General features: G+C 68.4%; 22 protein-coding genes. 9 read left to right on the forward strand and 13 right to left on the reverse strand.

What is annotated here, in order from left to right; genetic code table 11:
• Window positions 1–21: 21 nt before the first annotated feature.
• Window positions 22–1314 carry a lytic murein transglycosylase gene (locus VLK61_RS05570; protein ID WP_325419108.1) on the reverse strand — a complete coding sequence of 431 codons (1293 nt, stop codon included), beginning with the start codon at window positions 1312–1314 and terminating at the stop codon, window positions 22–24.
• 5 nt (window positions 1315–1319) lie between these two features.
• Window positions 1320–2516, reverse strand: a complete 1197-nt coding sequence (locus VLK61_RS05575) for an MFS transporter (protein WP_325419110.1) — start codon at window positions 2514–2516, stop codon at window positions 1320–1322.
• Between the two features lie 103 nt (window positions 2517–2619).
• Here VLK61_RS05575 and VLK61_RS05580 point away from each other — a divergent pair, with 103 nt between their 5' ends.
• From VLK61_RS05580 to VLK61_RS05595, 4 genes are all read left to right on the forward strand, one after another.
• Window positions 2620–3492: a LysR substrate-binding domain-containing protein gene (locus VLK61_RS05580; RefSeq protein WP_325419112.1), complete on the forward strand. Its 873-nt coding sequence runs from the start codon at window positions 2620–2622 to the stop codon at window positions 3490–3492.
• A gap of 127 nt (window positions 3493–3619) precedes the next feature.
• A complete protein-coding gene (locus tag VLK61_RS05585; protein WP_325419114.1) occupies window positions 3620–4927 on the forward strand; it encodes an MFS transporter in 1308 nt (435 codons plus the stop codon).
• Window positions 4924–6441 carry a sucrose phosphorylase gene (gene gtfA / locus VLK61_RS05590; protein ID WP_325419116.1) on the forward strand — a complete coding sequence of 506 codons (1518 nt, stop codon included), beginning with the start codon at window positions 4924–4926 and terminating at the stop codon, window positions 6439–6441. Before VLK61_RS05585 ends, gtfA begins: the two co-directional genes overlap by 4 nt.
• A gap of 78 nt (window positions 6442–6519) precedes the next feature.
• A complete protein-coding gene (locus VLK61_RS05595; RefSeq protein ID WP_325419118.1) occupies window positions 6520–8931 on the forward strand; it encodes a TonB-dependent receptor in 2412 nt (803 codons plus the stop codon).
• Here VLK61_RS05595 and VLK61_RS05600 read toward each other — a convergent pair.
• Window positions 8919–9956: a LacI family DNA-binding transcriptional regulator gene (locus VLK61_RS05600; RefSeq protein WP_325419120.1), complete on the reverse strand. Its 1038-nt coding sequence runs from the start codon at window positions 9954–9956 to the stop codon at window positions 8919–8921. The genes VLK61_RS05595 and VLK61_RS05600 overlap by 13 nt on opposite strands.
• 114 nt (window positions 9957–10070) lie before the next feature.
• Entirely contained in the window at window positions 10071–10487 is a 417-nt protein-coding gene (locus VLK61_RS05605) for a nucleotide triphosphate diphosphatase NUDT15 (RefSeq protein ID WP_325419122.1), read from the reverse strand.
• A 97-nt stretch (window positions 10488–10584) separates the two neighbouring features.
• Between VLK61_RS05605 and VLK61_RS05610 the strand changes: the two genes are divergently transcribed.
• Window positions 10585–11589 carry a Bug family tripartite tricarboxylate transporter substrate binding protein gene (locus VLK61_RS05610; RefSeq protein ID WP_325419124.1) on the forward strand — a complete coding sequence of 335 codons (1005 nt, stop codon included), beginning with the start codon at window positions 10585–10587 and terminating at the stop codon, window positions 11587–11589.
• Here the strand turns inward: VLK61_RS05610 and VLK61_RS05615 are convergent, their stop codons facing one another.
• The 3 genes from VLK61_RS05615 to VLK61_RS05625 are packed head-to-tail and all read right to left on the reverse strand — an operon-like array spanning window position 11590 to window position 16608.
• Entirely contained in the window at window positions 11590–12690 is a 1101-nt protein-coding gene (locus VLK61_RS05615; RefSeq protein ID WP_325419126.1) for an acetate/propionate family kinase, read from the reverse strand.
• Entirely contained in the window at window positions 12687–15170 is a 2484-nt protein-coding gene (locus VLK61_RS05620) for a phosphoketolase family protein (RefSeq protein ID WP_325419128.1), read from the reverse strand. Before VLK61_RS05620 ends, VLK61_RS05615 begins: the two co-directional genes overlap by 4 nt.
• Window positions 15130–16608, reverse strand: coding sequence for an RNB domain-containing ribonuclease (locus VLK61_RS05625; RefSeq protein WP_325419130.1), 1479 nt, complete (start codon window positions 16606–16608; stop codon window positions 15130–15132). The genes VLK61_RS05620 and VLK61_RS05625 overlap by 41 nt, the downstream gene beginning before the upstream one ends.
• A 145-nt stretch (window positions 16609–16753) precedes the next feature.
• Between VLK61_RS05625 and VLK61_RS05630 the strand changes: the two genes are divergently transcribed.
• Both VLK61_RS05630 and VLK61_RS05635 read left to right on the forward strand, forming a co-directional pair.
• The gene (locus tag VLK61_RS05630; protein WP_325419132.1) at window positions 16754–17479 is read left to right on the forward strand and encodes a Crp/Fnr family transcriptional regulator; all 726 of its coding nucleotides are present in this window, start codon (window positions 16754–16756) and stop codon (window positions 17477–17479) included.
• 156 nt (window positions 17480–17635) lie between these two features.
• A complete protein-coding gene (locus tag VLK61_RS05635; RefSeq protein WP_325419134.1) occupies window positions 17636–17983 on the forward strand; it encodes a hypothetical protein in 348 nt (115 codons plus the stop codon).
• On the opposite strand, the gene VLK61_RS05640 is transcribed toward VLK61_RS05635, so the two are convergent.
• From VLK61_RS05640 to VLK61_RS05650, 3 genes are read right to left on the reverse strand one after another with little or no spacing between them, the layout of a single operon-like run.
• The gene (locus VLK61_RS05640; protein WP_325419136.1) at window positions 17923–18534 is read right to left on the reverse strand and encodes a PAS domain-containing protein; all 612 of its coding nucleotides are present in this window, start codon (window positions 18532–18534) and stop codon (window positions 17923–17925) included. The genes VLK61_RS05635 and VLK61_RS05640 overlap by 61 nt on opposite strands.
• A 40-nt stretch (window positions 18535–18574) precedes the next feature.
• On the reverse strand, window positions 18575–21148 hold the full coding sequence (locus tag VLK61_RS05645) for a chemotaxis protein CheB (protein ID WP_325419138.1): 2574 nt from the start codon (window positions 21146–21148) through the stop codon (window positions 18575–18577).
• 32 nt (window positions 21149–21180) lie between these two features.
• Entirely contained in the window at window positions 21181–22116 is a 936-nt protein-coding gene (locus VLK61_RS05650; protein WP_325419140.1) for a succinylglutamate desuccinylase/aspartoacylase domain-containing protein, read from the reverse strand.
• A 58-nt stretch (window positions 22117–22174) separates the two neighbouring features.
• Between VLK61_RS05650 and VLK61_RS05655 the strand changes: the two genes are divergently transcribed.
• Window positions 22175–22300, forward strand: a complete 126-nt coding sequence (locus tag VLK61_RS05655) for a hypothetical protein (protein ID WP_325419142.1) — start codon at window positions 22175–22177, stop codon at window positions 22298–22300.
• Between the two features lie 17 nt (window positions 22301–22317).
• Here VLK61_RS05655 and VLK61_RS05660 read toward each other — a convergent pair whose 3' ends face one another.
• From VLK61_RS05660 to VLK61_RS05670, 3 genes are all read right to left on the reverse strand, one after another.
• The gene (locus VLK61_RS05660) at window positions 22318–23106 is read right to left on the reverse strand and encodes a class I SAM-dependent methyltransferase (RefSeq protein WP_325419144.1); all 789 of its coding nucleotides are present in this window, start codon (window positions 23104–23106) and stop codon (window positions 22318–22320) included.
• Window positions 23107–23132: 26 nt separating this feature from the next.
• Window positions 23133–23969 carry a 4-hydroxy-tetrahydrodipicolinate reductase gene (locus tag VLK61_RS05665; protein ID WP_325419146.1) on the reverse strand — a complete coding sequence of 279 codons (837 nt, stop codon included), beginning with the start codon at window positions 23967–23969 and terminating at the stop codon, window positions 23133–23135.
• A gap of 117 nt (window positions 23970–24086) precedes the next feature.
• Window positions 24087–25493, reverse strand: coding sequence for a GH1 family beta-glucosidase (locus tag VLK61_RS05670; RefSeq protein ID WP_414636774.1), 1407 nt, complete (start codon window positions 25491–25493; stop codon window positions 24087–24089).
• Window positions 25494–25702: 209 nt separating this feature from the next.
• Between VLK61_RS05670 and VLK61_RS05675 the strand changes: the two genes are divergently transcribed.
• On the forward strand, window positions 25703–26670 hold a 968-nt coding region (locus VLK61_RS05675; RefSeq protein ID WP_325419148.1), incomplete at its 3' end, for a LacI family DNA-binding transcriptional regulator.

A 26670-nucleotide genomic window follows, 5' to 3' on the forward strand; every position in this document is an offset into this window, starting at 1 on the left:
ACCCGCGGATCCAGCGGGCAGCTACTGCGCCTGCACGCGCTGCAGCAAGTCCAGCGTGGGGTAGCCGTCCGCCGGCAGGCCGACACTGCGCTGGTAGCGGCGCAAGCCATCACGCGTGGCGGGCCCCATCATGCCGTCGGGCGCGCCGCTGGCAAAGCCACGCTGGTTCAAGGCCGTCTGCAGCGCCATCATCTGGCTGCGCGTGAGCGCCGTCAGCTCGCGTGGCCAGGCCGCATGCACGCCGGCGCCACCGCCGAGGCCTTGGGCCAGCAGGCCGACCGCGAGCGCGTAGCTGGTCGAGTTGTTGTAGCGCAGGATGGCGCGAAAGTTCGGGCCGACCAGGAAGGCCGGTCCGCGGGCACCCGCCGGCAGCAGGATCGCGCCGTCGGCAAACGCCGGCAGCGGCGCACCGTCGAGGGTTGTCACGCCTTCCGCGGCCCATTGCGCGGCGGGCTGACGCAATTCGGTGTCGGCGCGGCCAGGGTCGAAGGCCTGCGGCAGCTTGACCTCGACGCCCCAGGGCTGGCCCGTCTGCCATCCCGCGCGCGCCAGGAAGTTCGCCGTCGAGCACATGACATCGGCCATGCTGCCCCAGATGTCGCGCCGGCCATCGCCATCACCATCGACGGCATAGGCCAGAAAGGCCGACGGCATGAACTGGGTCTGGCCCATCGCGCCGGCCCAGGAGCCGAGCATGTTGGCGCGGGCAATGTCGCCGCTTTGCAGGATCTTCAGGGCCGCGAGCAACTGGCTGCGCGCCCAGTCCTCGCGCCGCCCCTCGAAGCCCAGCGTCGCCAGCGCGTCGATGGTGGGCGTGTTGCCATAGTGGCTGCCGTAATTGCTCTCGATGCCCCAGATGGCCACCACGATGTCGGGCGGAACGCCGTAGCGCGCGGCCGCCGCCTCGGCTTCGCCGCGAAACTGCAACAGCTTGTCCTGACCGAGCGCGATGCGCTGGGGCGTCACCGCGCTGTCGAGGTAGTCCCAGACGGCGCGGGTGAACTCGGGCTGTGCACGATCGAGTTCGACGACACGCGGCAAGTACTGGACCTCGTCAAACGCGGCACGCAGCGTTGCCTCGTGAATGCCTGCCGCCTGCAGGCCGGGGCGCAGGCGCGTGACCCAGCGCGCGAAACCCTCACGCAGCGCGACCTCGTCGGGACCGGCTGTCGCCGGCGCGCTGCCGACCGTTGCAGGGGGGGCCGGTCGAGGTGCCGTGGGCGGCGCGGAGGCGCAACCCGCCACGGCAGCGGCGGCCAGCGCCGTACAGACCAGCCAGGGGCGCTGCGGCAGTGCAGAAGTGGGTTCACGCATCGCCCTCATTTTCGCCGCCGCCACAGCGCCAGCCAGTAACTGGCTGCACCGGCGCTGACGCAGGCCAGCACCAGCAGCAGCACCGCGACGTAGTGCTGATACTGCGCCAGCACCCAGGCCCCGGCCAGGGGGCCGGCGGCCCGCGCCAGCACGGAGGGGCCGCTCAAGTGGCCGCTGACCGTGGCATAGCCCGCCGTGCCGAACAATTCGACGGGCGTGGTGGCCCGCACGATGGTCAGCAGCCCCAGGCCTGCGCCGTAGGTGGCGGCGAACGCATAGAAGAGCCCCGGTGCCGCGGCGGTGGCCCACAAGGCCAGCAGTGCCACCGGCATCAGCGCCACCGCCGCCGCGCCCATGGCCAGCGGACGCAGGCGGCCCGCCAGCAGCAGATCGGCCAGGCGCCCTGCCACCTGCATCGGCCCGATCAGCGCGGCAATCGCCAGCGCAGACGCCGGCGTGCGGCCCATCGCTTCGAGCATCGGAATCACGTGCGTGGCCATCGTGGAGGTCGCAAAACCGAAGGCGGCGAAGGACAGTGCCAGCGGCCAGAAAGCGGGATGCTGCATCGCCTGGGTCGCCCTGGACGGCGCCGGCACGGCCGTCGCGGATTCGCGTGCAGCGACAGCCTGCCACCTGCCCTGCCGCGCCGCCGGCAGCAGCAGCCAGTGCAGCGGCGCGCAGACGAACAGATGCACTGATGCATAGACCAGCACCGTGCCCCGCCAGCCGAGCCCTTCGACCAGCACGTGCGTCAGCGGCCAGAACACCGTGCTGGCCAGCCCGCCGGCCAAGGTCAGCAGGCCGATCGGTCGCCGGTGCGCGCCGGGATAGGCCTCGACCATCATCGCGAAGGCCGGTTCGTACAAAGTCAGCGCCATGCCCGCGCCGAGCCCGGCCCAGACGCCATAGAACAGCCAGAGGCTGTCGGTGAAGGCCAGCACCAGCAGCAGCAGGCCGCACAGCAGCGAGCCGGCGGACATGACCAGGCGGCCGCCGTGGCGATCGATCAGCCGCCCGACCGGCGCGCTGCTGAGCCCCCACAGCACCAGGGCCAGCGAATAGGCCCCCATGGCCTGCGTGGGGCTCCACTGCAGTTCGGCCTGCAGCGGGCCGGCCAGCATCGCGAAGGCGTAGTACAGGCTGCCCCAGGAGATCAACAGCGTCAGCGAGAGGGCGGGAAGCAGGCAGCGGGAAGGGGTCACGGGCAAAGGCAAGGGACAACGGCGGCCAGTGTGCGTGCCGGGCCAGGCCCGGCTCAAGCGAGTTTTCTGGCACCATGCCTTGAGAAAAACTCAAGCTCCCGCGATGGCCGCACGACCGCCCCTGAACGCCTTGTTCGTCTTCTGCGAGGCCGCGCGCTGCGGCAGTTTCACGCTGGCTGCGCAGGCACTCAACGTCACGCCCGGCGCCGTCAGCCGGCAGATCCGGGCGCTCGAGGACTACCTGGCTTTGCCGTTGTTCGAGCGTGGCCCGCAGGCCGTGACGCTCACCCGCAAGGGCCGGCAGTTGCACCAGCGCATCGCGCCGAAGATGGCGGCCATCCAGTCGGAGGCCGAGCTGATGCGCAGCGGCGGCCGCAAGGCCGTGATCCGCGTCGGCGCCGGCGTCACGCTGGCGATGCATTGGCTGATCCCGCGGCTGAGCCGCTTCGCCGAACAGCACCCCGGGCTGCAAGTGCAGGTGGAGACATCCGATGGGCCGATCGATGCGTCCCGGCCAGTGGATGTCTTCATCCGCCGCGACCCGGCCGACCTGCGCGGGCTGGACTCGCAGGTCTTCCTGCACGAGGTGTCGGTGCTGGTCGCCAGCCCCAGGCTGGTCAAGGGCAAGGTGGGCCTGAGCCCGCGCGCACTGGCCCGCCTGCCGCGCATCGGTGCCCGCTCGCGGCCCGACCTCTGGTCGTCGTGGAGCACCGATCACGGCCTCGACGAGGCCGCGTACTTGCCAACCCAGGAGTTCGACAACACCGTGCTCGCGATCCAGGCCACCAGCGAAGGCCTGGGCGTGATGGTGGCCCCGCTGCTGTTCATCGGCAGCCTGCTCGACAGCGGCATGCTGCTGGCGCTGGAGACGGCCCGGGTGGCCACCGGCAGCTATTCGATGGCGGTGCGCGCGCGGCGCGATACACAGCGCGTGACGGCCTTCACCGACTGGCTGCTGCAGGCCGCGAACGACTGACCCCAGCTCGCTCTGGCCCTCGGGTTCACCCGGATTTGCAATCGATTGCAAGACATCGACATTACAGCCTGCGCCGCGGCTTCGCGGGTCTCCCCACGCCATCGGCTCCCTCCTGTCCACCACCTTCATGACCGCCCTGCGCAAACCTCCGCTGTCCTTCTGGCAGGTCGTCAACATGAACGTCGGCTTCTTCGGCATCCAGTTCAGTTTCGGGCTGCAGCAAAGCAACATGAGCCCGATCTACCAATACCTGGGCGCGGACGAAGCCAGCCTGCCGTTGCTGTGGCTGGCCGGGCCGGTGACCGGGCTGCTGGTGCAGCCGGTGATCGGCGCGATGAGCGACCGCACCGTCACGCGCTGGGGCCGGCGCACGCCCTACTTCATGATCGGCGCGCTGCTGTGCAGTCTGGGCCTGCTGCTGATGCCCTTCAGCCCCACGCTGTGGTTCGCCGCCGGCCTGCTGTGGATCCTGGACGCCGCCAACAACGTGACGATGGAGCCCTACCGGGCCTTCGTCAGCGACCGGCTCGACCGTTCGCAGCATGCCACGGGCTTCCTGATGCAAAGCGCCTTCACCGGCTTGGCACAGACGCTGGCCTACCTGGCGCCGACGCTGCTGTTGCTGCTGGGCATGAACAAGGACGCGATCGGCGACAACCACATCCCGCAGGTCACGCTGGCGGCCTTCATCGTCGGCGCGGTGCTGTCGATCAGCACGGTCTACTGGAGCGTGCGCAGCACACCCGAATTGCCGCTCACTTCAGACGAAATGGCGGCCATCCGCGCCAGGCCGCCCGGCTGGGCCGCGACGCTGGGCGACATCTGGCTGGCGGTGAAGGAGATGCCGCCGACGATGCGCCGCCTGTGGTGGATGAAGCTGTTCCAGTGGTACGGGATGATGTGCTACTGGATCTACATCGTGCCGGCGCTGGCGCAGTCGATGTTCGGCACCGCGGATGCCACATCGCCGGGCTTTCGCGAAGCCAGCCTGCTGAACGGCCAGCTCGGCGGCTTCTACAACTTCGTGGCCTTTGGCGCCGCGTTTGCGATGCTGCCGTTCACGCGCCGGCTCGGCGCGCAGCGCGTGCATGCGTTCTGCCTGACGGCTGCGGGCGTCGGCATGTGGTTCATTCCAGCGCTGCAGCACAAGGCCTGGCTGTTCGTGCCGATGCTCGGTATCGGCCTGGCCTGGGCCAGCATGATGGGCAACCCCTACGTGCTGCTGGCCGGCAGCATTCCGCCCGAACGCGCCGGCGTCTACATGGGCATCTTCAACATGTTCATCGTGCTGCCGATGATCATCCAGATGCTGACGCTGCCGCTGATCTACCACCCACTGCTGGGCGGCCAACCGGGCAACGTGATCCGCCTGGCCGGCACCCTGCTGATCTGCGCGGCCGTGGCCGTGTGTTTCGTGAAGACCCCTCCAAAATGAAGAACCAGGTTCAACTGATCACCTATGTCGACCGCCTCGGCGGCGGTGGCCTTGCCGAACTGCACGCACTGCTGGCCGGCCCCGGCGCGCCGCTGGCCGATGTGTTCGGCGGCGTGCACCTGCTGCCGTTCTACTTTCCGATCGACGGTGCCGATGCCGGCTTCGATCCGATAGACCACACACGCGTCGATGATCGCCTAGGAGACTGGTCCGGCATCCGGCGCCTGAGCACCGCGGTCGACGTGATGGCCGATGTGATCGTCAACCACATGTCCTCCGAATCAGCGCAGTTCCTGGACTATGCGCGGCACGGTGCGGCGTCGCCTTACGACGGCTTGTTCCTGACGATGGAAGCGGTATTCCCGCAAGGCGCCAGCGAGGCCGATCTGCTGGCCCTGTACCGGCCGCGGCCCGGACTGCCCTTCACGGCAGCCACGCTGGCCAGCGGCGAACGCCGGTTGCTGTGGACCACCTTCACCGCGCAGCAGGTGGACATCGATGTGAATCACCGGCAGGGCCAGGCCTACCTCGGCAGCATCCTGCAGGCGCTGGCCGGCGCCAGCATCCGCATGATCCGGCTCGATGCTGTGGGCTATGCCATCAAGACGGCAGGCAGCAGCTGCTTCATGACGCCCGAGACCTTTGCCTTCATCGACCGCTTCGCCGCGCAGGCGCGCGCGCTGGGCATCGAGGTGCTGGTCGAGATCCATGCCCACCACCGCCGACAGATCGAGATCGCACGGCGTGTCGACTGGGTCTACGACTTCGCGCTACCGCCGCTGGCGCTGCATGCGCTGTACTTCGGCGATGCCAAGCCGCTGAAGCAGTGGATCGGCATCCGCCCGCACAACGCACTGACGGTGCTGGACACGCATGACGGCATCGGCGTCATCGACATCGGGGCGGACTCGGCCGACCGCGAGGCCCACCCGGGACTGGTGCCACCACTGGCGCTGGACCGGCTGGTCGAGGGCATCCACCGCTTCAGCGGCGGCCAAAGCCGCCAGGCCACTGGCGCGGCCGCATCGAACCTGGACCTCTACCAGGTGAATTGCACGTACTACGACGCGCTGGGCCGCAACGACCTGGCCTACCTCATCGCGCGCGCGATCCAGTTCTTTCTGCCCGGCGTGCCGCAGGTCTACTACGTCGGCCTGCTGGCCGGCCACAACGACATGGACCTGCTGGCCCGCAGCGGTGTCGGCCGCGACATCAACCGCCACCACTACAGCCGCGCCGAGATCGATACCGATCTGCAGCGGCCGGTCGTGCAGGACCTGCTGCGCCTGATCCGTCTGCGCAACCAGCACCCGGCGTTTGCCGGGCAGTTCACGCTCATGCCCAGCAGCGACGACGAACTCGCGCTGCACTGGCAGCACGGCGCTCACGAGGCGCTGTTGCGGGTGAATCTGCACAGCCAGCAGTGCGACATCCGCTTGAGCGATGCGCAGGGCACGCAATCGCATGCGTTGCAGCAATCAGCCACTGCCGGGCACCCTTTTTTTGCCGGTTGATGCAATCGATTGCAAGTGTGCCAGTCAACTGAGCCATTCCCCCCGCCCGACACCCCAACACCCATACTGGAGACCCTCATGAATCGGATCACCCCCACCCTGCACCCGGTCGCGCTGGCCGCCTCGCTGTGCCTGCTGTCGCTGGGCCCGGCATGGGCCCAGGTGGCTGCGCCGGCCGAGCCCGCCGCGGCGACACCCAAGGAAGCACGCCGGGAGGCCGCGCCTCAAGCCGAAGCTGCGCCCAGGGCCGACGCTGCACCCAAGGCCGAAACCGGCCTCAACCTCGAACAAGTGGTGGTGACCGGCACTGCGCGCCGCACGTCCAAGCTCGCGGCCAGTGTCTCGATCTCGACGCTGGGTGCCGAACAATTGCAGCAAACCGGAGCGGCCAGCGCGGCCGAGGTGCTGCGCTCCATCCCCGGCATCCGCTCGGAGTCGTCCGGCGGCGAGAGCAATGCCAACGTCACGATCCGCGGCCTGCCGATTTCGGCCGGCGGCTCGCGCTACGTGCAGTTCCAGGAAGACGGCCTGCCGGTGCTGCAGATCGGCGACTTCAACTTCGCCACGCCCGACACCTGGATCCGCGCCGACAACGTCGTCGACCGGCTGGAAGTGGTGCGCGGCGGCTCGGCCTCGACGCTGGCCACCGGCGCGCCGGGCGGCATCATCAACTTCATCAGCAAGACCGGCCAGGACCAAGGCGGCATCGCCTCCATCACCAAGGGCCTGGGCGGCTACGACCAGACGCGCTACGAGTTTGGCTACGGCGGCCGGCTCGGCGAGAAGACGCGCTTCTACCTGGGCGGCCACTACCGCGAGGGTGAAGGCGCGCGCAATGGCGGCGTGCGCATCGAGCAGGGCATGCAGATCCGCGGCAACATCACGCAGCAGCTGGACGCAGGCTACGTGCGCTTGTCGTTCAAGCACCTGGACGACCACGCACCGACGCTGCTGCCCACGCCGGTGAGCTTTGCCGGCGGCAAGGTGCACGAGATTGCCGGTTTCGATTCGCGTTATGCCAGCCTGCAATCGCCGTACTGGACACCCGATGTCACGCTGACCAACAGCAACGGCCACATCGCGTCCAACGTCAACAAGGGTCTGCACGCCAAATCCGATGCCGTGGGCGTGGAAGCCGAGTTCGACCTGGGTGCCGGCTTCACGCTGCAGGAGAAGTTCCGCAGCGCGCGCAACACCGGCCACTTCATCGGCCTGTTCCCATCCGACGACGTGCACGCCGCGCCGGCCGGCACGGTGTTCCAGACCGGGCCCAATGCCGGCAGCGCGTATGCCGGCAACGTGCTGACGGTGCAGGTCTTCAACACCACGCTGAACGACCTCAGCCTGGCTGCCAACGACCTGCGTGTGGCCAAGACCTTCAAGCTCGGCGAAGGCAGCTCGCTGCAGGCTACCGCGGGCTTCTACAACTCGACGCAGGACGTCGACATGACCTGGAGCTTCAACCAGTACTCGGTGCAAGCCATCGACAACAAGCCAGCGCTGCTGAACGTGCCCGGTGTGGTCAATGGCTCCGCGGGCTTCGGCGGCTGCTGCCAGAACACCATAGCTGCCACCTACAGCAGCACCGCACCCTATGCCTTGCTGCAGTTCGACATCGGCGGATTGACCGTGGAAGGCTCGGTGCGCCGCGACAAGCAGCGCGCCACCGGCCGCTACAGCCGGACGGCCGAAGATGGTGGCGTGGCTGGCGTGGCTTACAACCTGGCCAGTCCCCGCGTCATCGACTATTCGGTATCGCACACCTCGTACTCGCTGGGTGCCAATTTCCGCCTCAACAAGGACACCGCCGTGTTCGCCCGCTACAGCGATGGCGTGGCGTTCAACGGCGACCGCATCACCTACTTCAGCGACCCCAACGTCGTCAACGGCAAATCCTCGATCATCCCGATCAACACGGTCAAGCAAGCCGAGTTGGGCCTGAAGGCGCGCATGGGGGATCTGCAGGGGTTCATCACGCTGTTTGACGCCAGGACTTCCGAGTCCAATGTCGATGCGACGACCACGCCGATCAAGGTCACCGCATCGAAATACGATGCCAAGGGCGTGGAACTGGAAGCCTCCTGGAAGCTGGGCGACTTGCGCCTGAACGGCGGCTTGACACTGACCAACGCCAAGATCACCGCATCCAGCGACCCCGCCATCGTCGGCAAGACGCCGGGTCGTGTGGCCAAGGCGGTGTACCAGCTGAGCCCAAGCTATTCAGTCGGCGATTTCACAGCCGGCCTGAGCGTGATTGGCACCACGAAGTCGCGGGACAAGACGCCCGCCGGCCCCCTTGCGGTCGAACTGCCGGGCTACACGGTGCTCAACACCTTTTCCGCCTACAACATCAGCAACAAGGCCACGGTGGCCCTGGGCATCAACAACCTCGCCAACAAGGTCGGCTACACCGAGTCCAACGACGGCCGCAGCGTGGCGCGCTCCATCAATGGCCGCACCGCCAAGCTGACCTTGAGCTACGAGCTGTGACCTGATGCGGGCCGCTGGCTGCTCTGCCGAACCACCAGTTCGGTGGGCATCACCTTCGGCCCGACCTTGTCGCCGGCCAGCTGCGCGAACAGCGATTCGACCAGCAGCACGCCGGCCTGCTCGATCGGCTGGCTCACTGTCGACAGCGTCGGGTGGAAGTGGGCGGCCAGCGCGATGTCGTCATAACTCACCAACAGCACGTCCTCCGGCACCGAGCGGCCCAGCCGCCGCAGCGTGCCGATCACCGTCATCGCCATCAGGTCGCTGGCGGCGAAGATCGCGTCGAAGGCCAGGCCTTCGTGCAGCATCTGTTCCACCGCCTGCTGGATCGCTTCGCCGACAAAGGGCACCGGCCGGCACAAGGCTTCATCGGGCACCAGACCGGCCGCCGCATGCGCCGCACGCCAGCCCTGGCAGCGCAGGCCGATCTCCGGCAGCTCGGTGTCGCCGAAGAACACCACGCGCCGCGCGCCCTGGGCCAGCAAGTGCGCAGTGGCCAGGCGGCCGCCAGTGAGGTTGTCGCCGCCCACGGTGGCATAGCGCTGCCGCGGCAGCTTGGCGCCCCACACCACCAGCGGCAGGCCGCTGTCGGCCATGGCGTTCAACTGGTCATGGTGGTGCCATTGGCCGACCAGCACGATGCCCATCGCCCGGCCGGTGTGATAGACCTGCGCCGCCAGGTCCAGCCGGTCGGCATCGATGCGCGTCAGCAGCATGTCGTGGCCACGCTCGGTCAGCGCATCGGCCAGGCTGCCGATCAGGCTGAGGAAAAACGGATCGGACAGATGCTGCCGCGTCTGCGGGTCGTAGGGCACGATCACCGCGACGGTGCGGTTCTGCTTCAGCCGCAGGTTTTGCGCGCCAACGTTGATGCTGTAGTTCATTGCCCGCGCCAGCGTGTGGATGCGCTCGCGGGTGTCGGCATTGATCAGCGGGCTGTCGTTCAAAGCCCGCGAGACCGTGGCCACCGACACGCCGGCGATGCGGGCGAGGTCGGCCATCTGCACGCGGTTGGGCCGCGGCATACCGGCCTGGGCAGGGGGTTGCGGTGGGGTTGCAGACAGCTTGGTGCGCGCCATCGAGAGGGGTCATGAAGCCAGTGGGCGATGATGCCAGAGCACCAGCGCCGGGCCTGTCGCTCACGCCAGGTTCTCGGGCACGAAGCCGGTTTGGCGCAAGGTCTCGAGCGGCGCGAACAGCGGCGTGGGCAGCTCGGACCAGCGGAACCAGTCCCAGCGGCTGCACTTGTCCGGCTCCCTCAGCGCCGGCTCGCCGTCAGCGCAAGCGGCCAGCACGAACAGGGTCACGTAGTGCTTGCCGACGGCTTCGAAGACATCGCTGGTGTAGGGACCGTGGACGATGTGATCGAGCGCTAGGCCGGTCTCCTCGGCCACCTCACGCCGGGCGCATTGTTCGACGGTTTCGCCGTACTCCAGATGCCCACCGGGCAGCGCCCAGGTGCCGGCGCCGTGGGCGCCGCGCCGCTGACCCAGCAGCACCCGACCCTGGCGCAGCACGATGGCACCGATGCCCACGAGCGGTGCGGAAGTCTTCATCACGATGGCCTGCTGCCGAGGTGGCGGGTTGATCTGGACACGAGCTTAACCAAGCCGGCGCGAGAATGGCCATCGCATTCCGTTCCAGGAGACAAACATGCCCTTGCAGGCCACCTCCATGACCGGCCGCCGCCACTGCCTGGCGCTGGGCGCCGCTGCGGCCGGCGCGCTGCTGCTGCCCGCAGCGCGGGCACAGAGCTACCCGGCCAAGCCGATCCGCATCGTCGTGCCCTACCCGCCCGGTGGCGCCACGGATTTCATGGCCCGGGTGATCGGCGAGAAGCTCGCGACACGCGTGGGCCAGACGGTGATCGTCGACAACAAGGCGGGCGCCGGCGGCATCGTCGGCACCGACGCGGTGGCCAAGGCCGCGCCCGATGGCTACACCGTGCTGGTGTCGCTGAGCACCTCGATGCTGACCAACCAGTTCCTCTACGAAAAGCTGCCCTACAACCCGCAGCGCGACCTGGCGCTGGTCTCGCACTTGGCGGTGTCGCCGGTGACGCTGGTAGTGCACCCCAGCGTGCCGGCCGGCACCGGCCCGGAGTTGATGAAGTACATCGCCGCCAACAAGAGCAAGCTGTCCTACGGCTCCTGGGGAAACGGCTCGTATGCGCACATGGCCGGCGCGCACATGAGCCAGTCGCAGAACGCCGACATGTCGCATGTGCCGTACAAGGGCGAAGCGGCGATGATCCAGGACCTGCTGGGCGGGCAGATCCAGCTGGCCTACGCCAGTGCGCTGAATGCCAAGCCGCACATCGACGCCGGCAAGCTCAAGCTGATCGGCGTGACCGGGGCCAAGCGCATGGCCATCCTGCCCAACGCACCCACGCTGATGGAGCAGGGCCTGAAGGACGAGGTCTACCAGATCGTCGGTTTCGTCGGCATGGCGGTGCCTGCCAAGACCCCCAAGGACATCGTCGACCGCTTGGCGCGCGAGGTGCAAGGCATCTTCGAAGCGCCGGAGCTGGTCGAGCGCATCGCCGGCATGGGCTTCACGGTATCGGCCGGCACGCCCGAGGCCTTTGCAGCGGTCTACAAGCGCGACCTGCCGGTGTGGGAGCGGCTGGTGAAGCAGTCCGGCGCGAAGCTGGAGTGATCACGCCATCAGGCGCTGCACATGGCGGGCGATCTGCTCGTCCTCGCGTGAGCCCACCACCTGCACGGCACAGCGCGATGCCGGGCTGCTGATCGATCGGTCGATGCCGCCCGCCTCGGCGCGGTTGCGCGCATCGTCGAGCTGGATGCCGAACCAGGCCAGGCGCTCGCAGACGGCGGCGCGCACGGCCGCATCATGCTCGCCGATGCCGCCGCTGAAGACGATGAGGTCGGCGCCGCCCAGCACCGTCATCATCGCCGCCAGCTGCTTGGCCACGGCGATGCAGAACATGCGGATGGCCAGGCGCGCGTCGGCAGCGTGTTCCGTATCGCCGTCGGCCGCCTGGTGCAGGCGGCGCATGTCGCTGGACAGGCCGGAGATGCCCAGCAGGCCGGACTCCCGGTCCAGCAGCGTGGCCAGGCGCTCGGTATCCGACCCCTGCTCGCGCAGCAGGTGGAGCAGCAGACCCGGATCGATGTCGCCGCAACGTGTGCCCATGATCAGGCCGCCGCTGGGCGTCAAGCCCATGCTGGTGTCGATCGAACGACCCGCCTGAACTGCCGAGATGCTGGCGCCATTGCCGAGGTGGGCGATCAGCACCCGCTCGGGCAGGCCCTGCGGCAGCGTGCGTGTCAGGTGGTGCACGATCGATTCGCAGGACAGGCCGTGGAAGCCGTAGCGCTGGATGCCCCGTGACTGCCAGGCCTTGGGCAGCGGCAGCACGCGTGCCGCATCGTGCAGGCCCGCGTGAAACGCCGTGTCGAAACAGGCCATCTGCGGCAGGCCCGGGAACAACTCAGCGCAGTGGCGAATGGCCGCCACGGCCACCGGTGTGTGCAGCGGCGCGAAGGGCGTGGCGGCCTCGATCTGCTGCAGCACCGCGGCGTCGATGCGCAGGTGGCGGCGCAGCCCCGGCCCGCCGTGCACGATGCGGTGACCGATGGCTTGGGGTGCCGGCACGGCCTTGTCGGCCAACGCGGCGCGCAACGCGTCGATGCTGGCGAGCGGGCCGCTGAACAGCGGTGCAGGTTCACCGTCGCCAACCCGGTACAGGCCGATCTTCAGCGAGGACGATCCGCTGTTGATCGCCAGCACAATCATCGCGACGCGGGCTCCTGCGCCGGCGGCATCGGCGGCTGATGCGGCTGCCAGCGCCAGTCGCGGATCTCCGGCAGGTCCTCGCCATGCTCGGCGATGTGCAGCTTGTGACGCTCGATGCGGGTCCAGTACAGCGCGGTGGCCTGCGCCACCTGGTCGGCCAGCCGGGGAGTGCGGCGTATCGCGTCCAGCGCCAGCTGGTAGCGGTCCAGGTTGTTCAACACCACCATGTCGAAGGGCGTGGTGGTGGTGCCTTCCTCCTTGAAGCCGCGCACATGGATGTTGGCGTGGTTGTGCCGCCGGTAGCTGAGCTTGTGCACCAGCGCCGCGTAGCCGTGGAAGGCGAAGATCACCGGCTTGTCGGTGGTGAACAAGGCATCGAAGTCGCGCTCGTCCAGACCGTGCGGGTGTTCGGTGGCCGGCTGCAGCGCCATCAGATCGACGACGTTGACCACCCGGATGCGGATGTCCGGCACCGCCTCGCGCAGCAGCATCACGGCAGCCAGGGTTTCCAGCGTCGGCACATCGCCGGCGCAGGCCATCACCACATCCAGCTCATCGGGACGCTGACTTTCCTCGTTACCAGCCCAGGCCCAGATGCCGGCGCCGGCCGCACAATGGCGCGCCGCGGCGGCCTCGTCCAGCCACTGCCATTCCGGCTGCTTGCCGGCGACGATGACGTTGATGTGGTGGCGGCTGCGCAGGCAGTGGTCCGCCACAGACAGCAGGCAGTTGGCGTCCGGCGGCAGGTAGATGCGTACGACCTCGGGCGCCTTGTTCGCCACATGGTCCATGAAGCCGGGGTCCTGGTGCGACGTGCCGTTGTGGTCCTGCCGCCAGACATGCGAGGTGAGCAGGATGTTGAGTGACGCGATCGGTGCGCGCCACGGGATCCGGCGGCTGACCTTCAGCCACTTGGCGTGCTGGCTGACCATCGAATCGACGATGTGGATGAAGGCTTCGTAGCACGAGAACAGGCCGTGTCGGCCGGTCAGCAGGTAGCCTTCGAGCCAGCCTTCGCAGAGGTGCTCGCTCAGCACTTCCATCACGCGGCCGTCGGGGCTCAATTGGGTGTCGGTCTCCAGCATCTCGGCCATCCAGACCTTGCCGGACACCTCGTAGACCGGATCGAGCCGGTTCGACGCGGTCTCATCCGGCCCGAACACGCGAAAGTTGGCACTGTCCAGGTTCAGCCGCATCACTTCGCGCACGAAGCCGCCGAGCACCCGCGTCGCTTCGGCCCGCGTGGCGCCGGGCGTGGGCACGGCCACCGCATGCGCATGCAGCTGCGGCATCACCAGCGGCTGCAGCAGCTGGCCGCCGTTGGCATGCGGGCTGAAGCTCATGCGACGGCGGCCGGTCGGGGCAAGCGCGGCCAGTTCGTCGCGGAACTTGCCGTTGGCATCGAACAACTCCTGCGGCCGGTAGCTGCGCAGCCAGTCTTCCAGCTGACGCAGGTGCTCTCGCTTCGTGAAGCTGGCGATCGGCACCTGGTGCGCACGCCAGCTGCCTTCGACCGGCAGACCATCGACATGCTTGGGCCCGGTCCAGCCCTTGAGCGTGCGCAGGATGATCATCGGCCAGCGCGGCCGATCCTGCCGGGTGGCGACACCAAGCCGGCGCGCATCCTGCTGGATCTGCTGGATATGGGCCAGCGCCTTGTCCAGCGTGCCGGCCAGGCACTGGTGCACGGCGTCCGGCTCTTCGCCCTCATCGCCGCCCACGAAGTGCGGCTCGTAGCCGTGGGCATGCATCAGCTCGAACAGTTCGGGCCGGCCGATGCGCGCCAGCAGCGTGGGGTTGGCGATCTTGTAGCCGTTCAGGTGCAGGATCGGCAGCACCGCACCATCACGCGCCGGGTTCAGGAACTTGTTCGAGTGCCAGCTGGCGGCCAGCGGCCCGGTTTCGGCCTCGCCGTCACCCACCACGCAGGCCACGATCAGGCCCGGGTTGTCGAAGGCCGCGCCGTAGGCATGGGCCAGGGAGTAACCCAGTTCACCGCCTTCGTGGATCGAGCCGGGGGTCTCCGGCGCCACGTGGCTGGGAATGCCGCCCGGCCACGAGAACTGGCGGAACAGCCGCCGCATGCCGCTGCGGTCGCGCTCGATAGCCGGGTAATGTTCGGTATAGGAACCTTCCAGGTAGGTGTTGGCCACGATGCCCGGGCCGCCATGGCCGGGGCCCACCACCAGCAGCATGTCCAGCCCACGCTGCGTGATCAGCCGGTTCAAGTGCACGTAGATCAGGTTCAGGCCCGGTGTCGTGCCCCAATGGCCGAGCAGGCGCCGCTTGATGTGGTCCTGCGTCAGCGGGGTGTCCAGCAGCGGGTTGTCCTGCAGGTAGATCTGCCCGACCGACAGGTAGTTGGCCGCGCGCCACCAGGCGTGCATGCGCTGTAGTTCGTCGAGGCTCAGGGTGTCGGGCATCGCTGTCGTCTGCGCCTCAATCGACTGCGGCGAAATCGATGAAGCCGCGTTCGACATCGGTGGCCACCAGCTTGACCCGCAATTGCTGCCCGACCTCGGTGTCCGGCGCGGCATTCACCAGCTTGCCTTCGGCGGGCGGCGCGAAGATGCGCACCCAGCTGTCGGTGACCGAATGGCCGGTGACGATCGCATCGAAGCTTTGCCCGAGATGCGTTTGAAGCACCAGCGCGGCCTCGGACTTGCGGACCCGGCGTTCCACCTTCTGCGCGGCGTTTTCCTGCTGCGTGCAGTGTTCGGCCAGCGTTTCGAGCTCGCGGGCGTTGTACGGCGGCGGCGCGGCGCTCAGGATCGCCTTGACCAGGCGCGAGGTGATCAGGTCGGGATAGCGGCGGTTCGGCGCGGTGGAGTGCGTGTAGTCGCGCACCGCCAGGCCGAAGTGGCCGAGCGCCGGTGCCCCCGGCTGTTCCAGCACGTATTCGCCCGAGCCCATCAGCTTGATGATGACCAGTGACAGGTCCGCAAAGCGCAGCGGGTCGGCCGCACGGCGCCGTGCCAGGAAGGCCTCGAGCGCCTGCGCGTCCGGCGCCTTCGGCAGCGCTTCACCGTACTTGCGCGCCACCTCGACGATGCGCAACCAGCGCTCCGGCGAGCGCACCACGCGCCGCAACGAGGGGCGGCCGCTGCCGGCCAGGAAGCGGGCCGTGCAGCTGTTGGTGGCGATCATCAGTTCCTCGATCAGCTGCCGCGCGCGGTTCTGCACCTGCTGCCGGATGTCGACGACCCGGTCACCGTCGAACAGTGCGCGTGGCTGGAAGCTCTGGAACTCCAGCGAGCCCTGGGCCTGTCGGCGCTCGCGCAAGCGCTGCGCCACCGCATCCTGCACACGCAGCTGCTCGTCCATGCCGGGCACCGCGGCGGCCGCCGGCGGCAGCGGGCCCTGGCCTTCGATCCAGGCGGCCACGGCGTCGTAGGCCAGCTTGGCCTGGTTGCGCACCCGGGCCCGGTAGACGCTGGACTGCAGGATCTCGGCATCCTCGGCGATGAGCATCTCGGTGACCAGGGCCAGCCGCTGCTGCCCGGGGTTCAGCGAGGTGAGGTCGGTGGACAGCCGTTCGGGCAGCATCGGGAACACCTTCGCCGAGGTGTAGACCGAGGTGGTGTTGAACTGCGCATGGGCATCGATCGCCGAGCCCGGGTGCACCAGCGCGTCGACATCGGCCACCGCCACCCGGACCTTGACCGCGCCGCCCGCCAGCGCTTCGCAGCAGCTCAGCTGGTCGAGGTCCAGCGAATCGTCGTTGTCGATCGAACACCAGGGCAGCGCGCTGAGATCGAGGATCTGCGGATCCGCCTCGGCATCAGCGCTGGTGAGCGTGTCCACTTGCCGGACAACGGCCGCGGGAAAGGCCGGCTGCAGCCCACGATCGATCATCTCCTGCGTCGCAATGCGAACCAGATCGGCGCGTGAGCAAACAGGGTTATCTTGCGGTTCCATGGTCCACAATCCTCGACAAGGCCTCGGCACACCGCGGCAAGACCCCCGGGCCCGCCAACGTAGCGTCCAGAGACAGGTGACGTCTGTTCGATGGCGCACACAGCGGCCGGCATTCGCTAGCGCAGTTCTCGCCACCCACCGGATGATGGACATCGCGCCTGAGCCCAGAACGAATCACCTGCTGGCCGTGCTGCCACAGGCCGGTTGGCAACGCTGGCAGCCGCAGCTGGAACCCCTGCACCTGCCATTGGGCCAGGTGCTGCATGAGTCCGGTGGCGGCTTGAGCCATGTGTACTTCCCGACCACCGCGATCGTATCGCTGCAGTACCTGGTGCAGGACGGTGCTTCAGCGGAAATCGCCGTGGTCGGATCCGAAGGCCTGATCGGCATCGCGCTGTTCATGGGCGGCAACACCACGCCCAACCGGGCCATCGTCGAAAGCGCAGGCGAGGCGTATCGCCTCAGCGCCACGGCCATCCGGAGCGAGTTCCGGCAATCGACGCCCGTCACGCACCTGCTGTTGCGCTACACGCAGGCGCTGATCACGCAGATGGCGCAGACCGCCGTCTGCAACCGCCACCATTCGATAGACCAGCAACTGTGCCGCTGGCTGCTGATGCGCCTGGACCGGCTGCACGGCCGCGACATGGCAGTGACCCAGGAGCTGATCGCCAGCATGCTGGGCGTGCGCCGCGAGAGAGTGTCGGAAGCGGCCTCGCGGCTCCAGCGGGACGGCCTGATCCGCTATGCACGGGGCCACCTCACCGTGCTCGAGCGCGCCGGGATCGAACAGCGCACCTGCGAGTGTTATGGCGTCGTCGAACGGGAGTACCACCGGCTGCTGCCGGACGTGATGGCACGCCGAACCTGACCGCCCCGGCGTTTGGCGCAGGGCGGCGGCGCAACGTTCGTTTTCGCACATACAGCACGCCCATTCGGGCGTAGATTGTCTGCAGCGGCGCCGATGGGCCGGATCCCTCCCCCGGTGTCATGCGGCGCCGCCCTTCCATTCCGCCCTGGCCAATCCATGATCCGCAGCACCGCTTCCTCACCGCCGCCGCTCGGCGACCTGGCACGGCGTTTCCTGTCGATCTGGGACCGCAGCGCCGAACTGCCCGCCGCAGCTTCGCCGGTACCCGAAGCGCCAACGCCGTCCGGCGTCGCGGCGGAAGACTGGGATCTGCTGTTTCGCGCCGTCATCGGCAGGCTGGCCACAACGCTGGAATCACAGCCGCCGATGACCCTGGAGGCGCAGCGAGCGGCCGCTTCAGCCGGCCTGAGCCGCGTGCTGCGTGAATGTGTCGGTGCGCTGGATCAGCTGCGCGACTCAGCCTCTGCTTCACCGCCATCGACCAGCACGACCAGGCAGCGTTGATCGGTGGGATCGGTCCGCAGATAGGCCGTGACAGCGCGCCCCGGGCCTTGCGGCGAAACCAGTTGCAGCGTCAACACGCCGCGTGCATCACCGCCGCCCGCCGCCGCGAGCCAGTCGCGCAGCGAGCGCGCGCTGGCCGGTGCCAGAAAGGCGTCCAGCGCTTGGCCCTGGGCTTCGTCGCGCTCGATGCCGAGCAGGGCCGCCCCGGTGAGGTTGAGATCGTGCACCACGCGGCTGCCATCGAGTCTCAGGCAAGCCACCGGCTGCTTGTCATAGAGCGCGATCTGCTCCCGCAGCGCAGATTCCAGTTCGGCGCGCGATTCGCGCAGTGCCTCGGCCTGCATGTCCAGTTCGATCTGGTGGACCTGCAATTCGTGCAGCAGGGCCAGTGCGTCGCCGGCGGTGTCCGGGGAAGACGCCAGTGCATGCAGCACCGCCAGGGCATCGGAGCCACCGGCCGCTGCAAGCGGCCGGCCGCCGACGCTCAAGCGCGCAGCGGCCCGGGAACGAAGGGCCGCGAGTTCTTCCGCGGCAGTGACGTGATGGCGCATGGGAGCTTGCCTTGGCAGCGAGGCTGCGACGTGCACGACTCTACGCCTTGCGCAGGCGCGACTCGAGTTCCTTCGCAGCCGTGATGTCGACGAAGGTGATCACCACGCCCTGGATCACATCGGCCAGGGTGCGGTACGGCATGATGCGCACGGCATACCAGCGCCCATCGCTGGTGGGAATCTGCTTCTCGCAGAAGGCCAGCGTGCGCAGCGTTTCCTTCGCGTCGGCATGCAGCTGCGGGTAGGTCAGCGTGCTGGCCAGGTCGCTCAGCGGCCGGCCGATGTCGATGTCGCGCAGGTGGAAGATGTGGCCCACCTGCTCGGTGAAGCGCCGCACGTTCAGCTCGTTGTCGAGGAACAGCGTGGCAATGTCGGTGGCGTTCAGCAGGTTCTGCATGTCGCTCTGCGCCAGCGCCAGATCGTCCAGCTTGGACTGCATCTCGCTGTTGATCGACTGCAGCTCCTCGTTCATCGACTGCGCTTCCTCCTTGGAGGTGGTCAGCTCTTCATTGGCCGACTGCAACTCCTCGTTGGTCGCCTGCAATTCCTCGTTGGCCGCCTGCAGCTGTTCCTGCGAGGCCTGCATCTCCTGGCGCAGCAGGCGGATCTCCTCCTGCGAGCGGGCCAGTTCCTCATCCATCGCGGTGGCGGCCGAGGCGATGCGCCGCCTGCGTGCCGTGCGCCCGGCCGCCGGGCCCGACAGCTCGCGAAAGACGATCATCACGGTGTTCGCCAGCGCCTTGGGCAGATGGATCGGCTGCACCGTCACGTCCACCGTGTGCTGTGCTTCGTCGTCCGGCCGCAGGCCATGCAGCTCGACCAGCCGCCCTTCCTGCAGGGCCGTGCGCAGCGCGCCGGCCAGCTGCATCCGGATGCCCGGCCGTGCCATCACGTGGATGTTCCAGTTGGCCTTGCCCGAAGCCGGCTCCAGATAGGCCGCCGTGCGACCGCGGATGTAGAGCACGTCGCCGCGGTCATTGACCAGCACGACCGGCGGTGAGTAGCTTTCCAGCAGCACCTGGTCGGCCAGTGCCTGCAGGTTGGCGGGAGGGGGGGTGGTGAGGCTCATGCTCGACTCCTGCGGGCCTGTGCGAAAAACGTCGCGGCTGCTGACCGGAAAGGCCAGGGATCCCCCGGCCGCGAGCCCGGGCTTGCCGGTGTCGCTGCGCCAGAACCAGCGCGACTTCGGTTGCACCGGTGCAAACAAGGATTGTGAGCGGCCCACGGTCTCCGATGCGCCCAGCAACAGCGCACCGCCGGGGCGCAGGCTGTAGTGGAACAAGGGCACCAGGCGGCGCTGCAGCGCCGCGTTGAAGTAGATCAGCAGGTTGCGGCAGCACAGGATGTCGATGCGGGTGAACGGCGGATCCAGGATCACATCGTGCTGCGCAAACAGCACCAGGCTGCGAATCTCCGGGTTGACCACGAAGCCCCCGCCCTTGGCGCTGAAGAAGCGCGCCAGCCGCTCGGGCGACACCGCCTGGGCGATCGATGCCGGATAGTGCCCACTGCGGGCGGCGGCAATCGCATCGGCATTCAGGTCGCTGGCAAAGACCTGCAGCGTGCAGCGCCCGCCCTCGGCAAGGCCGTCGACTGCCTCGCGAAACGCCATCGCCAGCGAATAGGCCTCCTCGCCGGTCGAGCAGCCGGCAATCCAGGCGCGCAGGTGGCCGTCTTCCGCCAGGCGCCGCGTGATCACCTCGGGCAGCACAAGCTCCTGCAGTTCCTGCCACACCGCGGCGTCGCGAAAGAACGAGGTCACGCCGATCAGCATTTCCTTGAACAGCAGCGCCAGCTCCTGCGGGTTCTGGCGCAGGAACCGCGCATACGCGGCCATCGTGTCCAGGCCATGCACCGACACGCGCCGCTCGATGCGGCGCTGCAGCGTGCTGGTCTTGTACAGCGACAGATCGTGCTTGTTGTGCTCGCGCAGCAAGCCGAGGATCAAGTCCAGCGCCTGCTCGTTGGCGGCTTCGGTGCGCTCGGCAGCCGGCAAGCCCGCGGGTGGCTCGGGCGCCGCCACCCGCAGGATGTGCGCCGGCAGGTCGCCGGCCAAGCCCACCACGTCGACACAGCCGGCGGCGATCGCGCTGCGCGGCATCGAATCGAACTGCGCGGAGTCGGGCTGCTGTGCCAGCGTCAGTCCGCCTTGCGACTTGATGGCCTGCAGGCCCACAGTGCCGTCGGTGCCCATGCCGGACAGCACCACGCCGATCGCCCGATCACCCTGGTCGCGGGCCAGCGAGCCGAACAGCACGTCGATCGGCAGGCGCATGCCGCGGCGTTGCGCCGGGTCGGCCAGGTGCAGCACCGCGCGGGCCACCGTCAATTCGCTGTTCGGCGGGATGACGTACACCATGTCCGGCTCGATGCTCATCGATTCGGTGACTTCGCGCACCGGCAGCACGGTGGCCCGCTGCAGCAATTCAGCCAGCAAGGCCTTGCGCGTCGGGTCCATGTGCTGCACCACGATGTACGCGAGCCCGCTGTGGGCCGGCACCTGGGCCAGGAACTGCAGCAGCGGCTCCAGCCCGCCGGCGGAGGCCCCGAGGCCGACGATGCGCGGCGCCATGCGCGCCACGGGCGGCAGCGCCTGGGTATCGCTAGAACTCACTGGCGCACCCTGCGGCCTGGGCCGCGAAGAGGTCACGAGACGATCGGCCGCGACAGGTACACGCCTTCGCGACCGACGATGGGCTTGCGCGTGGGCATCAGGATCGTGCAGTCGTCGCAGGGCGCGCGCACTTCGTCGGCACCGTCACTGGCGATCAGCTCGCCGCGGCCGAAGGTCTCGAAGCCGATCAGCGGCCGCGCGAAGCGGAACTCCGGCGTCTTGACGACCCAGGTCTGCAGCAGCTCGAAGCGCTGCTGGGGCACGCTGGCTTGCGGCGCGTGCTCGATGAGGCCGAAGTGGCCGAGGAATTGGTGTGTTACTTCCACTGCAAACTCGCTCGATGCACGGCGGAAATGGCCACCGCATTCGGCCACCAGCGCCACGCCCTCGCCCGCCGCATCGCCGTGGCGGCCATGCTGGATCAGCGGCGTGCCCGAGCCCAGGCCCTGCGGCATCACCAGGTGCACCGCCGGTCGGCCGATGGCCAGCGCGGCAGCGGCATTGCGCTCGAACTGGGGATAGACCCAGAACGGCTGCACGTCGGTGCTGGTGGAGTGCAGGTCGAGCATGTGGTCGGCGGCCGCCACCACCGGGCGCAGCTCCCTCGCACGGCGCAGTTCGGGGCTGTCATCGCTGCCGTCCAGCCAGGCCGGCGACCAGATGCGGTTCAGGTTGTGCACCAGCTGGCGGCTGTCCAGCGGCCGGGCCGGGTCGAAGGACTCATAGGCCGCCACGTTGGCAAAGCTCACCGTCAACGTGCCGATCAGCGGCCGCACGCCGCTGTCCAACAGGTGGGTGGCGGCGACCATGCCGCAGAACTCGTTGCCGTGCGTCAGCGCATTGACCAGCACATGCGGCCCGGGTCGGCCGGACTCGAAGCGGTGCACGTAGTCGATGCCCACATTGCCACGGCGGTAGGCCGACAGGTCGCGAGGCAGCACTTCGAAGATCGGGGCGGTGGTTTCCATGCGGGGTCCTTGGCGTCCTGGGCGGGAGGTCGGATCATGCTAACCGGGGTCCGCGGCGGTGTCCGAGGCGGGGTTCGGGCCCGCTGATTCGCACAGAAACCTGGCGCACAAGACCGTCAACGACATCTACGCCAACTGGCTGGAGCGCTCGGTCATCCACTACGCCAGTCCCGTGATGGCGTGAAGGCGGCCGCCGTCCGCTCAGCGCGGCGCCTTCAGCGCGCGGGTGGCCATCGCGATCGGGCTGTAGCGGCTGAGCGGCCAGCTGTCGTCGAACCAGCGATCTTCGTAGAAGCCGACGATCGAAAAGCCCGCGGCGATCTGGCCGCCGATCTGCGTGTCCAGCGAATGGCTGTAGGCCAACGGCTGCGTCGCCGCGAGCTTCTTCGCCAGCGCTTGCGGCGGCAGGTCGGCGACATCGGAATACGGCAGGCGGTGCTTGACGATCAGTGGCTGGTCGGGCGCCGCATCGTCATCGTCTTCGTCGAACAGGAAGACCAGCGGATTCATGAAGCCGGCCAGCAGCGCACCACCGGCGCGCAGCACACGGTGGCATTCACGCCAAACCACCGCTACATCGGGCACGAAGGCATTCGAGGCCGGGTGGAAGATCAGGTCGAAGCTGTCGCTGGCCAGGCGCGAGAGGTCTGCCATGTCGCCTTGCATGCAGGTCACCGGCAGACCGTGGCGCTCGGCCAGTTGCCGGTCGCGCGCCAGTTGTTCGTCCGACAGGTCGAAGCTCAGCACCTCGGCGCCGGCGGCGGCCAGCACCGGCACCTGCTGGCCGCCACCGGAGGCCAGGCACAGCACGCGCTGGCCGCGCAAGGTGCCGAACCAGTCGCGTGGCACGGGCAGCGTCGGTGTCAGTACCAGCTGCCAGCGGTCGGCGCGGGCTTCGGTGATGACCTCGTCGGCCACCGGAATCGTCCAGACGTTGCCGTCCTGCGCCTGCCGGTTCCAGGCCCGCCGGTTGTGGTCGAGCGTGTCCACGCGCGCAGGCTCCTGCGGTGCCGGCATCACAGGTCCATCACCCGGTCCAGCCCGCGGATCACGCCGAGCTGGCCGCCCACCTTGCGGATCGCCAGCAGCGCGCCGTCGACATAGGGATCGGCGCCGCTGCCGGCCTCGTGCCGGATGTGCAGGCGCTGATCGGCCATGCCGAACACCACTTCGGCGCCGAGCACATAACCCGGAATGCGCACGGCATGAACTTGCACGCCGTTGATGCTGGCGCCACGCACGCCGGGCGGCCCGTTGACCTGGTCCAGCGGCACGCCCAGCGCGGGCTGGCGCACGCGGCCCAGGCGCATCGCCAGTTCGCGGCAGGTGCCCGAAGGCGCGTCGGGCTTGCTGTCCTTGGCGTAGTCGATGATCTCGAAGTTCGGGATGTAGGCCGCCGCCATTTCGGCAAAGCGCTGCAGCAGCACCGCCGTCAACGCAAAGTTGCCGCAGGCCAGCACACCGCGCCGGTGCTCACGCGCCACGGCGTCGAGCTCGGCATAGTCGGCATCGCTCAGGCCTGAACTGGCCACCACCAGGTGGCAGCCGGCCGCCAGCGCGGCGTGCAGGTTGGCCTTCAGCAGCGCCATGTCCTTGGCCTTGCCGTATTCGACGTAGACATCGCAAGCCGACACGCTGGCCAGCGCGGCCGCTGCGCTGTCGAAGATGCGGCCCGGGACCGCGGCATCGCCCAGCACATCGGCCAGCGTGCGTCCTGCCGTGCGCCGGCCCACGGCAGCCAGCAGTTGCATATCAGCCTGACGCGTGATGCCGCGCGCCAGCGCCGAGCCGGCCCAGCCGGTGGCGCCGCCCAGCACCACCGTGAGCGGGCGGGTGTTCGTGTTCTGATTCATCGCAAGGACTCCGGCAGAGGGCTGTGTCTGCAGCACCGGATCAGTCTACCCGGGGCTCTTCCAGATCACGACCCAAACAGTCGGTGGGTCCTGCCGGTCAGCGCGTGGCCTGCGGTGTCAGCGCGCTCCGACTCGGGCCTTGCGCTGGCGCAGGTACTCGGCATACGCCAGCGCGCTGCGCTTGGGGCTGCGCCGCTGGGTGTCGAAATCGACGTGCACGATGCCGAAGCGGCGCTCGTAGCCCCACGCCCATTCGAAGTTATCCATCAGCGACCAGATGAAGTAGCCGCGCACGTCGATGCCCTTGTCCATCGCGCGGGAACAGGCGGCGAAGTGGCGCTTCAGGTAATGCTGGCGCTGCACGTCGTCCACCGCTTCTTCAGCCGCAGCATCGTCCGCACCACCGGCCATCACGTCGGCGCTGGACATGCCGTTCTCCGTGATGTAGATCGGCGGCAGCTTCGGGTACTGGCGGCCGAAGGATTCCAGGATGTCCTGCAGGCCTTGCGGATAGACCTCCCAATCCATCGTCGTGTGCTCGGCGTCGGGCTGGCGCACCCAGTCGAAGTCATCATCGCCCTTGGCGCGCAGCACCGAACGGCTGTAGTAGTTCAGGCCAAGGTAGTCGATCGGGCGCGCGATGGTGTCCATGTCGCCCGGCAGCACCAGCGGCTCGCAGCCTTTCCACAGGCGCCACATCGCCTCGGGATAGCGGCCTTGCAGCAGCGGGTCCAGCACCCAGGCGTTCTGGTAGGTCTCGAACAACTCGGCGGCCCGCCGGTCGGCCGGACTGTCGGAAGCCGGGTAGCCCGGCGCGATGTTGGCGACCAGGCCGACCTGCGCCTCCGCATCGTTGGCACGCAGCGCCGGCAAGGCCAGGCCATGGCCCAGCAGCAGGTGGTGCATGGCCTGGGCCGCCCACCGGGGGCTGGTGTGGCCCGGCGCGTGGTGCCCGTTGCCATAGCCCAGGTAGGCCGCGCACCAGGGCTCGTTGTGGGTGGCCCAGGCGGCCACCCGGCCGGACAGCGCACGGCTCATCAGGTCGGCATAGTCGGCGAAGCGATAGGCCGTCTCGCGGTTGAGCCAGCCGCCGCGGTCTTCCAGGTGCCGCGGCAGGTCCCAGTGGTACAGCGTGACGAAGGCGCGGATGCCGCGTTCGGCCAGCCGGTCGGCCAGGCGCTTGTAGAAGTCGAGGCCGCGCGGGTTGGGCCGGCCTTCGGCATCCATCACGCGCGGCCAGGCGATCGAGAAGCGGTAGGCGTCAACGCCCAACTCGGCCAGCAGGTCGACGTCTTTGGCCCAGCGGTGGTAGTGGTCGCAGGCGACGTCGCCGTTCTCGCCCCGCGCCACCTTGCCGGGTGCGGCGCAGAAGCTGTCCCAGATCGACGGCAGGCGCCCGTCTTCGCGCGCGGCGCCCTCGATCTGGTACGACGAGGTGCCGACGCCGAACACGAAGTCGGGGTGATGCATGCGCGAGCCCTCGGGCGGCGCGACGAGGTGGGCAATGTCGGGGGACTCGGTCATGGGACGGCGATCGATGGCTGGGAACTTGAGAGATGATCTATCATGGACTAAACTTCTTGTGTTTAGTAAACCACTCGGGCATTCTGTGTCCAGCCTGGATCCGGGTCAACGTGGCGCTCATCCCCAGAAACCCTAGCCCCTGCGATGGCCGATCCAGTGGCCGTTTCATCCACAATGACGTTTCGTAAACAAGATTCGACCCCCGGCGGATGGCAGAAAAGAACGTGACGGTCCGCGCGCTGGCGCAAGCGGCCAAGGTGTCCATCGGTACGGTCTCGCGCGCGCTGAAGGGCCAGCCCGGCCTGTCCGCGCAGACACGGGCCGAGGTGCTGCGGGTGGCGCAGGAACTGGGCTACGACGTTGGCAAGCTGCGCAACGGCAAGCCGCGGCGCATCCTGTTCCTCTACAACCGGCAGCTCGATTCGCTGGCGACGAACCAGTTCTATTCGGTCGTGCTGCATGGCGCGGAAACCGCCTGCCGCGAGGCCGGCATCTCGCTGAGCCTGATGTCCGTGGCCGCCAGCGACGACGTGTCCGCACTGGTGCGGCGGCACGAAGCGGAAGCGCTGATCGGCGTCGGCTTCTTCGACCACGAGACCCTCGCCGCGATGCGGGCCTGCGATCTGCCGCTGGTATTGACCGACCACTTCCACGCCGGCGTGCGCTGCATCAACGACGACAACCTGCACGGCGCCTGGATGGCCACGCGGCTGCTGCTCGACGGCGGGGCACGACGCCTGGCGATGATCGCCGGCCCGCTGTCGCACCACTCGGTGGCGCTGCGGGTGAAAGGCTTCCGGCGCGCGCTGTTCGAGGCCGGGCAGCTGGCCGACCCGGAACTCGAGGTGGCGATGGACATGAGCCTGCCCTACGACGAGGCCGGGCGCGACGCGATGCGGCGCCTGCTGGCGCTGCCCCAGCGGCCCGATGCCGTGTTCGCCTACAACGATGGGACGGCGCTGAACGCCATGGCGGTGTGCGCCGAAGCGGGCGTGCGTGTGCCCGAGGACATTCGTTTCGTGGGTTATGACGACATCGCCGCCGCGTCGCGCAGCCAGCCGCCCTTGTCGACCGTGCGCGTCGACAAGGAGGCACTGGGCCGCGAGGCGGTGACGGCGCTGATCGAAGGCCACACCAGCCCCGGCGACACGCTGCAGCCGGTGGACTTGGTGGTGCG

This window comes from Aquabacterium sp. (assembly GCF_035476535.1).
In the GTDB taxonomy this organism is placed as follows: Bacteria; Pseudomonadota; Gammaproteobacteria; order Burkholderiales; family Burkholderiaceae_C; genus Pseudaquabacterium.